At 63.1% G+C, this 10,800-nt stretch carries 12 protein-coding genes; 5 read left to right on the forward strand and 7 right to left on the reverse strand.

Annotation, left to right across the window (positions count from 1 at the left end; all coding sequences use genetic code 11):
• The first annotated feature begins 218 nt into the window (after positions 1–218).
• Positions 219–647 (forward strand): NINE protein, encoded by a 429-nt coding sequence (locus M8Q45_RS26795; RefSeq protein ID WP_249877057.1) that lies wholly within the window; start codon positions 219–221, stop codon positions 645–647.
• Positions 648–776: 129 nt separating this feature from the next.
• Here M8Q45_RS26795 and M8Q45_RS26800 read toward each other — a convergent pair whose 3' ends face one another.
• The 7 genes from M8Q45_RS26800 to gshB form a co-directional block, all read right to left on the reverse strand.
• A complete protein-coding gene (locus M8Q45_RS26800; protein ID WP_249877058.1) occupies positions 777–2,048 on the reverse strand; it encodes a dihydroorotase in 1,272 nt (423 codons plus the stop codon).
• A complete protein-coding gene (locus M8Q45_RS26805; RefSeq protein ID WP_003177495.1) occupies positions 2,045–3,049 on the reverse strand; it encodes an aspartate carbamoyltransferase catalytic subunit in 1,005 nt (334 codons plus the stop codon). The genes M8Q45_RS26800 and M8Q45_RS26805 overlap by 4 nt, the downstream gene beginning before the upstream one ends.
• 24 nt (positions 3,050–3,073) lie before the next feature.
• The gene (pyrR, locus tag M8Q45_RS26810) at positions 3,074–3,580 is read right to left on the reverse strand and encodes a bifunctional pyr operon transcriptional regulator/uracil phosphoribosyltransferase PyrR (RefSeq protein ID WP_249877059.1); all 507 of its coding nucleotides are present in this window, start codon (positions 3,578–3,580) and stop codon (positions 3,074–3,076) included.
• Positions 3,581–3,663: 83 nt separating this feature from the next.
• Positions 3,664–4,101 carry a Holliday junction resolvase RuvX gene (gene ruvX, locus M8Q45_RS26815; RefSeq protein WP_003177497.1) on the reverse strand — a complete coding sequence of 146 codons (438 nt, stop codon included), beginning with the start codon at positions 4,099–4,101 and terminating at the stop codon, positions 3,664–3,666.
• The gene (locus M8Q45_RS26820; protein ID WP_249877060.1) at positions 4,101–4,670 is read right to left on the reverse strand and encodes a YqgE/AlgH family protein; all 570 of its coding nucleotides are present in this window, start codon (positions 4,668–4,670) and stop codon (positions 4,101–4,103) included. The genes ruvX and M8Q45_RS26820 overlap by 1 nt, the downstream gene beginning before the upstream one ends.
• 180 nt (positions 4,671–4,850) lie before the next feature.
• A complete protein-coding gene (locus M8Q45_RS26825; RefSeq protein WP_249877398.1) occupies positions 4,851–5,741 on the reverse strand; it encodes an energy transducer TonB in 891 nt (296 codons plus the stop codon).
• A 50-nt stretch (positions 5,742–5,791) separates the two neighbouring features.
• A complete protein-coding gene (gshB, locus tag M8Q45_RS26830) occupies positions 5,792–6,763 on the reverse strand; it encodes a glutathione synthase (protein ID WP_249877061.1) in 972 nt (323 codons plus the stop codon).
• Positions 6,764–6,987: 224 nt separating this feature from the next.
• Between gshB and M8Q45_RS26835 the strand changes: the two genes are divergently transcribed.
• The 4 genes from M8Q45_RS26835 (at position 6,988) to M8Q45_RS26850 (ending at position 10,613) form a co-directional block, all read left to right on the forward strand.
• On the forward strand, positions 6,988–7,419 hold the full coding sequence (locus tag M8Q45_RS26835; protein ID WP_181288195.1) for a response regulator: 432 nt from the start codon (positions 6,988–6,990) through the stop codon (positions 7,417–7,419).
• Positions 7,420–7,462: 43 nt separating this feature from the next.
• A complete protein-coding gene (gene pilH, locus M8Q45_RS26840) occupies positions 7,463–7,825 on the forward strand; it encodes a twitching motility response regulator PilH (RefSeq protein ID WP_030137899.1) in 363 nt (120 codons plus the stop codon).
• Between the two features lie 10 nt (positions 7,826–7,835).
• Positions 7,836–8,375 (forward strand): chemotaxis protein CheW, encoded by a 540-nt coding sequence (locus M8Q45_RS26845; protein ID WP_249877062.1) that lies wholly within the window; start codon positions 7,836–7,838, stop codon positions 8,373–8,375.
• A 177-nt stretch (positions 8,376–8,552) separates the two neighbouring features.
• Positions 8,553–10,613: a methyl-accepting chemotaxis protein gene (locus M8Q45_RS26850; protein ID WP_249877063.1), complete on the forward strand. Its 2,061-nt coding sequence runs from the start codon at positions 8,553–8,555 to the stop codon at positions 10,611–10,613.
• Positions 10,614–10,800: the final 187 nt, after the last annotated feature.

Raw genomic sequence — 10,800 nt, forward strand, 5'->3', positions numbered from 1 at the left:
CTTTATAACAGCTTTTTTTGCCGTTTTGAGGCCGTTTGTCGTTCCGGAACCCGTCCTGAACCCCGCACAATTGCGACAATTGACCCGATTGTCCGACAAGACCCCCGTAACACGGGCGTTTCACAGGTCCGAGTCGCTCAGGACCGCTTGTCGGCGAGACACGCAAAAGTCACAAAAAGTCCGAACAAATTTTTCTATCGAGGCAAAAGAGGCCATTCATGAACAGCTATCAGCAGGACGCAACCCGCGACACGCACAGCAAAGTGGTCGGGTATCTGCTCTGGATTCTCGGCTTCACCGGTGCGCACCGTTTCTATTACGGCAAGCCGGTGACCGGCACGATCTGGTTCTTCACCTTCGGTTTGCTGGGCATCGGTTGGCTGATCGACTTGTTCCTGATCCCGGCCATGGACCGCGAAGCGGATCTGCGTTTCACCCCGGGACCTATCGAATACACCGTGGCGTGGATTCTGCTGACGTTCCTCGGTGTCTTCGGCGTGCATCGCATGTATCAAGGAAAGTGGCTCAGCGGGATCATCTACCTGCTGACCGGCGGGGTGTTTTTCCTGGGCGTGCTGTATGACTTCTGGACGCTGAACGACCAGGTGTCGATTCGTAATGCGCAGAAGCGTGGGGCTTTTCAGTAAGACAGACCGAGTCGCCTGCATCGCGAGCAAGCTCGCTCCCACATTGGCTCGGAGGTGTTCACATATCCTGTGTTCACCGAAGATCCCCTGTGGGAGCGAGCTTGCTCGCGATAGGAGCGGCGCGGTTTTTCAGGCCTGGTGGGTAATCCGCCCATCCATCAGCGTATAGCGCACCACGCCCGGCAGGCTGTGACCGAGGAACGGGCAGTTGTCGCCCTTGGAACGCCAGGCTTCGCCGGCCACGGTGGACGCGGCGGGGTCGAACAGCACCAGGTCCGCCGCCGCACCCACGGCCAGTTTCCCGACCGGCAACTGCAAGGCCTGGGCCGGGCCGTTGCTCAAGCGCGCCAGCAAGGTTGGCAAGTCCAGCAGGCCGTCTTCCACCAGCGTCATGGCCAGCGGCAACAGCAGTTCGACACTGCTGATGCCCGGCTCGGTGGCCCCGAAGGGTGCCAGCTTGGCGTCGCGCTCGTGGGGCTGGTGATGGCTGGAGATGGCCGAGATCACCCCGGACTTCACCGCCTCGCGCAAGCCCTCGCGGTCGGCGCGGGTGCGCAGCGGCGGCTGGACGTGATAGACGCTGTTGAAGTCAATCAGCGCTTCGTCGGTCAGGATCAACTGATACAGCGCCACGTCGGCGGTGACCGGCAAGCCACGGGCCTGGGCCTGTGCGATCAGCGCCGCACCACGGGCGCTGGTCAGTTGGCTGAAATGCGCGCGCACGCCGCTTTGTTCCACCAGCAGCAGGTCCCGGGCCAGGGCCACGGTCTCGGCCGTTTCCGGGATGCCCGGCAGGCCGAGGAAGCTCGCGGTCGGCCCTTCATGGGCGAGACCGCCTTCGGCCAGGTCGTGATCCTGGGAATTGAAGATGACGGTCAGGCCGAAAGTCGCCGCATATTCCAGTGCGCGACACAGCGTACGGGTGTTGCGGAAGCTGTTCAGGCCATTGCCGAACGCCACGCACCCGGCGTCACGCAGGGCAATCAGCTCGGCCAGTTGCTCGCCGTCGAGGCCTTTGCTCAGTGCACCGATTGGAAAGACCTTGGTGTTGCCGGCTTCGCGGGCGCGGTCGAGGATCAGTTCGGCCACGGCCGAGGTGTCCAGCACCGGTTTGGTCTGCGGTGGGCAGCACAGGCTGGTCACACCGCCGGCGGCGGCGGCGCGGGTTTCGCTGGCGATGCTGCCTTTGCGGCTGTAGCCCGGTTCGCGCAGGGCGACGTTGAGGTCGACCAGGCCAGGGGCGGCGACCAGGCCTTGGGCGTCGAGGGTCTCGACCGCCGCGAAGCCTGCCGGCGCCGCGCCAAGGGCGACGATCTTGCAGGCATCGATATGAATGTCGGTCACTTGATCCAGGCCGCTGGCCGGATCGATCACGCGTGCGCCGAGAATGCTGAGCTTCACTGGGCGTTCTCCTGGTCGAATTGGCGCTGGGCCGTTTGCCCGCTCATGGCCATGGACAGCACGGCCATGCGGATGGCGATGCCGTAGGTCACTTGGTTGAGGATCACCGAATGCGGCCCGTCGGCCACCGCGGATTCGATCTCCACGCCGCGGTTGATCGGCCCCGGGTGCATGACGATGGCATCCGGCTTGGCCCCGGCCAGGCGCGCGGTGGTCAAGCCGAACAAGCGGTAGAACTCGCCTTCGCTGGGCAGCAGGCCGCCGGTCATGCGTTCGCGTTGCAGGCGCAGCATGATCACCACGTCCACATCCTTCAGGCCTTCGGTCATGTCGGTGTAGACCTTCACGCCGTATTGCTCGACCCCGATGGGCAGCAGGGTTTTCGGCGCGATCACGCGAATGTCCGGGCAGCCGAGAGTCTTGAGGGCCAGCATGTTCGAGCGGGCCACCCGCGAGTGCAGGATGTCGCCGACGATGGCCACCGACAGGTTCTCGAAGCTGCCTTTGTGCCGACGGATGGTCAGCATGTCGAGCATGCCCTGGGTCGGGTGCGCGTGCCGGCCGTCGCCGCCGTTGATGATCGCGACTTGCGGGCAGACGTGTTCGGCAATGAAGTGTGCGGCGCCGGAATCACCGTGGCGCACGACGAACATGTCGGCGGCCATGGCTTCGAGGTTGCGCAAGGTGTCGAGCAGGGTTTCACCCTTGCTCGCCGAGGACGTGGAGACGTTGAGGGTGATCACGTCCGCCGACAGGCGCTGGGCCGCCAGTTCGAAGGTGGTGCGGGTGCGGGTGGAGTTTTCGAAGAACACATTGCACACGGTCTTGCCGCGCAGCAACGGGACTTTCTTCACCGCCCGGGCGCCGACTTCGAGGAATGAGTCGGCGGTGTCGAGGATTTCCGTCAGCAGCTCGCGGCGCAGGCCGTCGAGGGACAGGAAGTGCCGCAGCTGGCCCTGATCGTTGAGCTGCAGCGGGCGCTTGGTTTCGAGAGGCGTCATCGCGATGGACTCTTACAAGGGCTGTTAAAGGGCAAGGTCTTGCAGTTCGAGTTGCAGCGGCGACGGCCCGGAGAGCTTGACCCGCTCATGGGCGGCCAGCGTCAGTGTCGCGCCGACCACGTTCGGCCGGATCGGTAGCTCGGCGGCGTCCAGGTCCAGCAGGCACACCAGCGTCACGCTGGCCGGGCGGCCGTAGTCGAACAGTTCGTTCATGGCGGCGCGGATGGTCCGGCCGCTCATCAGCACGTCGTCGATCAGCACCAGGTGCTGGCCTTCGATCTCGAATGGCAGGGCCGAGGGGCGCACTTGCGGGTGCAGGCCGTTCTGGCTGAAGTCATCGCGGTAGAAGGACACGTCCAGGGTGCCCAGCGGCGAATCGCTGCCCAGTTCATCGAGCAAGGCCTGGGCAACCCAGACGCCGCCAGTGCGGATGCCGATGTAGCGCGGTTCGCTGACGCCGCGTTGTTCCAGGTGGGCTGTGAGACGAATCGCCATCTGGCTGATCAGTTCGGCAGGATTGGGCAGGCTCATGCTGGCTCCTTCAGTTTCCGGGTCGGTGTTCGTGACTCGGTTTATCGCTAAAAGAAAGCGCCTTGGCGGCGCTTTCAAAAAAATCAGGTTTCGAACAGGGCGGCGTTGGCGTCGAGCCAGCCTTGCAGCAGCAGGGCGGCGGCGATGGCGTCCACCGGATTGTCGCGGTAACTGCCTTTCTGTCCACCGCGCACCAGGCGCTCGCCCTTGGCCTCGAAGGTGGTCAGGCGCTCGTCATGGGTATAAAAGGGCAGGTTGTAGCGGCCGTTGAGCCGGCGGGCGAACTTTTCGGCGCGCAGGCACATGTCGCTGGGCGTGCCGTCCATGTTCAGCGGCAGGCCGACCACCACGGCGTCGGGTTTCCACTCCTTGATCAGTGCCTCGACCTGGTTCCAGTCCGGCACGCCATTCTGCGCCTTCAAGGTGCACAGCTCGCGGGCCTGGCCGGTAATGACCTGGCCGACCGCCACGCCGATCTGTTTGGTGCCGTAATCGAAGCCCAGCAGCAAGCGCAGGGCCATCAGGCGTGTCCTGCCTGGCTGGTGAGCAGGCTGAGGTTGACCCCCAGCCGGCTGGCCGCCGCTTCCAGGCGCAGTTCGCTGCTGGTGTTGAAGAGGATGTCGGCGTCGAACGGGCAGGTCAGCCAGGCGTTGTCGGCCAGTTCGGCTTCCAGTTGCCCGGGTTCCCAGCCGGCATAGCCGAGGGCAATCAGGCTTTTTTCCGGGCCGACGCCGTCGGCGATGGCGAACAGCACGTCCTGGGAGGTGGACAGCGATACGCCATCCAGATCGACGGTGGCCTGGAATTTGGGGCCCGACGGGTGAAGCACGAAGCCACGATCGGTCTGCACCGGGCCGCCGATGAAAATCGGCACATGCTGGCACAGCAGTGGCGGCTCGACCTCGGGGCGCAACTGCTCAAGGATGTCCGCCAGGTTCAGCTCTTGCGGGCGGTTGACCACCAATCCCATGGCCCCGTTCGCCGTGTGCTCGACGATGTAGGTCAAGGTGTGGGCAAAGTTCGGATCGGCCATGTGCGGCATGGCGATCAGGAAATGATGCTTGAGGTAGGTGGGGCTGACGTTTTTCATAGGCGCTAGTGTGGCGGGGCAGGGCCGAACTGACAAGCCGGGAAATGCTTGGGGCTGTCACCAACCCCCTGTGGGAGCGAGCTTGCTCGCGATGCGGTGTGCCAGTCGCCATCCATGTTGAATGATCCATTGCTATCGCGAGCAAGCTCGCTCCCACAGGGTATTGATACCGTCTGCAGGTCAGTTACTGGACAGCCGATCACCCCGGGCGAATTTCCAGGTGCGGATGATTTCCAGGCGGTCGATGTCCGACAGGTCGCCGGTGAACGGCGCGAACGGCGCGGCCAGGCGCACGATCCGCTGGGCGGCCTGGTCCAGCAGGGGCTGGCCGGAGGATTCGAGCACCAGCACCTCGTACAGCGAGCCGTCGCGGTTGATCGAGACCATTAGCCGCAGGTTGCCGTAGATCTGCTTGCGCCGGGCTTCCTCGGGGTAATTGAGATTGCCGATGCGCTCGACCTTCTTGCGCCACTCGTCCTTGTACCAGGCACCCTTGTCGCGCATGGTCGAAGCGGCACTGAGGCGGTGGATGCGCGGGCGCTTGGCGTACAGCTGTTGCTCCTGGGCCAGCTCGGCTTCCAGGCTGGCGATGTCGCTGGAAAGCTGTGAACTGTCGAAGGTCGGCTCCGGTGCCTTGGGCTTCGGATCGGGCTTGACCTCTTCCTTGACCGGGGCCTTTTTCGGCTTCGGCGCCACGGTGGTCACGGCAGCCTTGGGCGCCGTTTCCTGGACCTCCGGCTTGGCGGCCGGCGGTGGCGTGATCTTTTGGACTTTGTTGTCCTGGAACGGCGCGATCTCGGTGGTCTTGGGGGTCGCTTTCTTTTCCAGGGTGCCGCTGCCTTGCTGGTTTTCCTGGGCGAGAAAGTCGGCCTTCCTGGGCTTGGTCTCGCTCTTGAACGTCGCCAGGGTGATTTCCAGGGTCTGGCTGATCTGCTTGGGTTCGACCGTGGCAAACCCGACGCCCAGCAGCACGGCCAAGTGGATCAGCGCCGCCAGGAACAGGGTAAAACCGAGACGATCAGCCGGGCGCACGCCACGATGGGCGAGCTCTAGGGGCAGATCGGGCGGCATCTTAGCTACAGGCTTCAAGCTTCAAGCTCCAAGTCAGGCTGCACGCTGCATCAAACTTGCCGCTTGAGGCTTGCCGCTTGCAGCTTTTTGTCGATGGCCTCCATCAGCATGCCGCCGATGTCGGTGCCGAAGGCATTGTCGATCTCGCGGATGCAGGTCGGGCTGGTGACGTTGATTTCCGTCAGGTGCTCGCCGATCACGTCCAGGCCGACGAACAGCAGGCCTTTTTCCCGTAGTGTCGGGCCGACCTGGGCGGCGATCCAGCGGTCCTTGTCGGTCAGCGGACGGGCTTCGCCACGACCGCCGGCCGCCAGGTTGCCACGGGTTTCGCCGGCGGCCGGGATGCGCGCCAGGCAATAATCCACGGGCTCGCCGTCGATCATCAGGATGCGTTTGTCGCCGTCGACGATGGCCGGCAGGTAGCCCTGGATCATGATCTGCTGCTTGCCATGCAAGGTCAGGGTTTCCAGGATCACCGACAGGTTCGGGTGGCCGGCGGTGTGGCGGAAGATCGAAGAACCGCCCATGCCGTCCAGCGGCTTGAGGATCACGTCGCCGTGATGGTCGGCGAATTCACGCAACACGTCCGGACGACGGCTGACGATTGTCGGCGGCGTGCATTGCGGGAACAGCGTGGCGAACAGCTTTTCGTTGCAGTCGCGCAGGCTCTGCGGCTTGTTGACCACCAGCACGCCGGCGCTTTCAGCCTGTTCCAGGAGATAGGTGGAATACACGAATTCCATGTCGAACGGCGGATCCTTGCGCATCAGGATCACGTCCAGGTCGCTCAGCAGTGCATCGCTTTCCTCGCCCAGTTCGAACCATTTCTCCGGGTTGGCGAAGACTTTCAGTGGTTTCATCCGCGCCCGGGCCTGGCCTTCGGCCTGGTAGAGGTCGCGCTGCTCCATGTAGAACAGTTCCCAGCCGCGCTTCTGAGCGGCCAGCAGCATGGCCAGCGAGCTATCCTTCTTGTAGGAAATGCTGGCGATTGGGTCCATGACAATGCCGACGCGTACGCTCATGGCTTGGTTCCTCATAATTTCGATGGGCACAAATGGCGTGAAAAAGTGGCGTCAGAGTGGCGCCCGGAAGATTGGCGGTCAAGGAAAAACCACCGTGCCGAGCGGCTGATAGATCGGCGATGGAGACTGTGCTAAAAAGGCTGCCATGTGACGTGCGGGCCTTGAACATCAAGGGTTTGCGCTGTCGTTCACACTTACGCGTTAAAAACCGGTTCGCAGTGGCAATGGCAGAGCAATTTACGCAGCAGCAACCCAGCGCCTTGAAGGTCATGGTCATCGACGACTCGAAGACCATCCGCCGCACCGCCGAAACCCTGCTGCGCAACGTCGGTTGCGAGGTGATCACGGCGGTCGACGGCTTCGATGCGCTGGCCAAGATCGTCGACCATCATCCAGGCATTATCTTTGTCGACATCATGATGCCGCGCCTGGACGGTTACCAGACCTGCGCCCTGATCAAGAACAACGGGGCCTTCAAGGCGACGCCAGTGATCATGCTGTCGTCCCGCGATGGCCTGTTCGACAAGGCCAAGGGGCGCATCGTCGGCTCCGATCAGTTTCTGACCAAGCCTTTCAGCAAGGAAGAATTGCTGGGCGCGATACAGGCCCATGTCCCGGGCTTTTCCGCTGTCCAGCCGCACCAGGCACACTCATGACGCTCGGCCTGCGGGCCGAGGTCTACAGAAAATGGGGAACACCATGGCACGAGTTCTGATCGTCGATGATTCGCCGACTGAAATGTACAAACTGACCGGCATGCTGGAAAAGCACGGTCATCAGGTTCTCAAGGCTGAGAACGGCGCCGATGGCGTGGCACTGGCCCGCCAGGAAAAACCCGACGCGGTATTGATGGACATCGTCATGCCCGGCCTCAACGGGTTCCAGGCCACTCGCCAACTGACCAAGGACCCGGACACCGGGCACATTCCGGTGATCATCATCACCACCAAGGACCAGGAAACCGACAAGGTCTGGGGCACCCGCCAAGGCGCGAGGGATTACCTGACCAAACCGGTGGATGAAGACACCCTGATCGCAACCCTGAACAAAGTACTGGGTTGAACGCACGGCCATGAGCCAATCCCTGACCGCTTTCGAGCTGTTGCTGCGGATCGATCGGCGCTGTCGGTTGCTGGGCGCGGACCTGCCGTCCCAACCGGTCCATCGCGACACCTGGAGCGGCATCGGCTTTCGCCTGGGCGAACACTGGTTCGTGGCGCCCATGGGTGAAGTCAGCGAAGTGCTGCACGAGCCGCGCCACACGCCATTGCCCGGGGTCAAGCCATGGGTTCGCGGAGTGGCTAACCTGCGCGGGCGTTTGCTGCCGTTGATGGATCTGTGCGGCTTCTTCGGCCATGAACTGTCCAGCGTGCGCAAGCAGCGGCGGGTGCTGGTGGTGGACCATGACGAGGTGTTCGCCGGTTTGCTGGTGGACGAAGTGCTCGGCCTGCAGCATTTTGCCCGGGACAGCCTGGAGTCGGCCTCGGCGAACGACCTCAATGGTCCGGAAGCGGCCTTCGTCCAGGGCCGGTTCGAGGGCGAGCGGCAGTGGCAGGTGTTCAGCCCATTTGCCCTGGCGCGATCGCCGGGGTTCATGGATGTGGCGGTTTAGGTGACAGCACAACTCAGGGTAGGAGCTGCCGAAGGCTGCGATCTTTTGATCTTTTCAACAGACAGATTGCTTTGACGTAGGCCTCAAGATCAAAAGATCGCAGCCTACGGCAGCTCCTACGGGGAATCGAGTCGGGCTTGGGATTGTGGATAGATTGGGCAGCACAGGCGAGAACCGATGATCAAAGCAAAAACAGGCAAGCCACTGGAAGCGTCGCGCAGTCGTTCGCAGATCATCGTGCTGTTCGTCGCGTTGATTGTCTTCATCATGCTGTTGTTCGCCAACTTCGCGTACCTCAACATCCAGTCCACCTATGACAAGCAATACATCGGCCACGCCGGGGAGCTGCGGGTGTTGTCCCAGCGCATCGCCAAGAACGCCACCGAGGCCGCCGCCGGCAAGGCCGCCGCGTTCAAATTGCTGAGCGATGCGCGCAATGATTTCGCCCAGCGCTGGGGTTACCTGAAGCAGGGCGACCCGGTCACCGGCCTGCCGCCTGCGCCCGCCACCCTGCGTCCGCAGATGCGCGCCGTGCAGTTGGACTGGGAGCGCCTGCTCAAGAACACCGATGCCATTCTTTCCAGCGAACAAACCGTCTTGTCGCTGCATCAGGTCGCGGCGACGCTGGCCGAAACCGTGCCGCAACTGCAAGTCGAGTACGAGAAAGTCGTCGAAATCCTCCTGCAACGGGGGGCGCCGGCCCCCCAGGTGGCCATGGCGCAGCGCCAGTCGCTGCTGGCCGAGCGGATTCTCGGCGCGGTGAATACCGTGTTGGCGGGGGATGAGAACGCCAGCCAGGCCGCCGACACGTTCGGTCGTGATGCCGCGCGTTTCGGCCAGGTGCTCAACGGCATGCTGCAAGGCGACCCGACCTTGAAGATTTCCCAGGTACAGGACCGCGATGCCCGGGCGCGCCTGAGCGAGATCAGCGAGCTGTTCGAGTTCGTCTCGGGCTCTGTGGATGAAATCCTCGAGACCTCCCCGGAACTGTTCAAGGTCCGCGAATCGGCGGGCAACATTTTCAACCTGTCGCAAACCCTGCTGGATGAAGCTTCGCACCTGGCTTCGGCGTTCGAAAACCTGGCGGGCGGACGGTCCGTCAACACCATTGGCGGCTATGTGCTGGGCCTGCTGGCGCTGATGTCGATCATCCTCATCGGCCTGGTGATGGTCCGCGAGACCAACCGCCAATTGCGCGAAACGGCGGAAAAGAACGAGCGCAACCAGAACGCGATCATGCGCTTGCTGGACGAAATCGAAGACCTGGCCGACGGCGACCTGACCGTCACCGCCTCAGTCACCGAGGATTTCACCGGGACCATCGCCGATTCCATCAATTATTCGGTGGACCAGCTGCGCGATCTGGTGGCGACGATCAACCTCACTGCCGGCCAGGTGGCCGCCGCGGTGCAGGAAACCCAGGCCACGGCGATGCACCTGGCCCAGGCGTCCGAACACCAGGCCCAGCAAATTTCCGAAGCGTCGACTTCAATCAATGAAATGGCCCAGTCCATCGACCAGGTGTCGGCCAATGCCGCCGAGTCGTCGGCGGTGGCCGAGCGTTCCGTGGAGATCGCCAACAAGGGCAACGAGGTGGTGCACAACACCATTCATGGCATGGACAACATTCGCGAGCAGATCCAGGACACCGCCAAGCGCATCAAGCGCCTGGGCGAGTCGTCCCAGGAAATTGGCGACATCGTCAGCCTGATCGACGACATCGCCGACCAGACCAACATCCTGGCTCTCAACGCCGCGATCCAGGCGTCCATGGCCGGCGATGCCGGGCGCGGGTTTGCGGTGGTGGCCGATGAAGTGCAGCGGCTGGCGGAGCGCTCCTCGGCCGCGACGCGGCAGATCGAGACCCTGGTGCGGGCGATCCAGGCCGATACCAACGAGGCCGTGATTTCCATGGAACAGACCACCACCGAAGTGGTGCGCGGCGCCCGGCTGGCCCAGGATGCCGGCGTGGCCCTGGAAGAAATCGAAGGCGTGTCCAAGACCCTGGCGGCGTTGATCCAGAGCATTTCCAACGCGGCGCAGCAACAGACCACCTCGGCCGGGCAGATATCCTTGACCATGAACGTGATCCAGCAAATCACCTCGCAAACGTCCTCGGGCTCGACGGCCACGGCAGAGAGCATCGGCAACCTGGCGAAGATGGCCAGCCAACTGCGCCGCTCGGTGTCAGGGTTCACCTTGCCGGCGGTGCCGGTGGTGGATGAGGACAAGGCGTGACTGACTGGCTCTGTCGGGTGGCGAAGATCATTTGTGGCGAGGGAGCTTGCTCCCGCTTGACCGGGCTGGCGCTCCAGTGCGCGGCGCTCACAAAGTTCTTGGGGCCGCTGCGCCCGAAGCGTCGGACCGTCCCAGCGGGAGCAAGCTCCCTCGCCACAAAAGCTCACATGCTCAGGTTGATTTGGAG

The organism is Pseudomonas sp. T1.Ur (genome assembly GCF_023516725.1).
GTDB lineage: Bacteria > Pseudomonadota > Gammaproteobacteria > Pseudomonadales > Pseudomonadaceae > Aquipseudomonas > Aquipseudomonas alvandae.

Excerpts from the sequence above, each read along its gene's own strand:
- M8Q45_RS26795 (WP_249877057.1), top strand. The coding sequence starts at position 219 with ATGAACAGCTATCAGCAGGACGCAACCCGCGACACGCACAGCAAAGTG.
- M8Q45_RS26805 (WP_003177495.1), bottom strand. The coding sequence starts at position 3,049 with ATGACGCCTCTCGAAACCAAGCGCCCGCTGCAGCTCAACGATCAGGGC.
- pyrR (WP_249877059.1), bottom strand. The coding sequence starts at position 3,580 with ATGAGCCTGCCCAATCCTGCCGAACTGATCAGCCAGATGGCGATTCGT.
- ruvX (WP_003177497.1), bottom strand. The coding sequence starts at position 4,101 with ATGGCCCTGCGCTTGCTGCTGGGCTTCGATTACGGCACCAAACAGATC.
- M8Q45_RS26820 (WP_249877060.1), bottom strand. The coding sequence starts at position 4,670 with ATGAAAAACGTCAGCCCCACCTACCTCAAGCATCATTTCCTGATCGCC.
- M8Q45_RS26825 (WP_249877398.1), bottom strand. The coding sequence starts at position 5,741 with ATGCCGCCCGATCTGCCCCTAGAGCTCGCCCATCGTGGCGTGCGCCCG.
- gshB (WP_249877061.1), bottom strand. The coding sequence starts at position 6,763 with ATGAGCGTACGCGTCGGCATTGTCATGGACCCAATCGCCAGCATTTCC.
- M8Q45_RS26835 (WP_181288195.1), top strand. The coding sequence starts at position 6,988 with ATGGCAGAGCAATTTACGCAGCAGCAACCCAGCGCCTTGAAGGTCATG.
- pilH (WP_030137899.1), top strand. The coding sequence starts at position 7,463 with ATGGCACGAGTTCTGATCGTCGATGATTCGCCGACTGAAATGTACAAA.
- M8Q45_RS26845 (WP_249877062.1), top strand. The coding sequence starts at position 7,836 with ATGAGCCAATCCCTGACCGCTTTCGAGCTGTTGCTGCGGATCGATCGG.
- M8Q45_RS26850 (WP_249877063.1), top strand. The coding sequence starts at position 8,553 with ATGATCAAAGCAAAAACAGGCAAGCCACTGGAAGCGTCGCGCAGTCGT.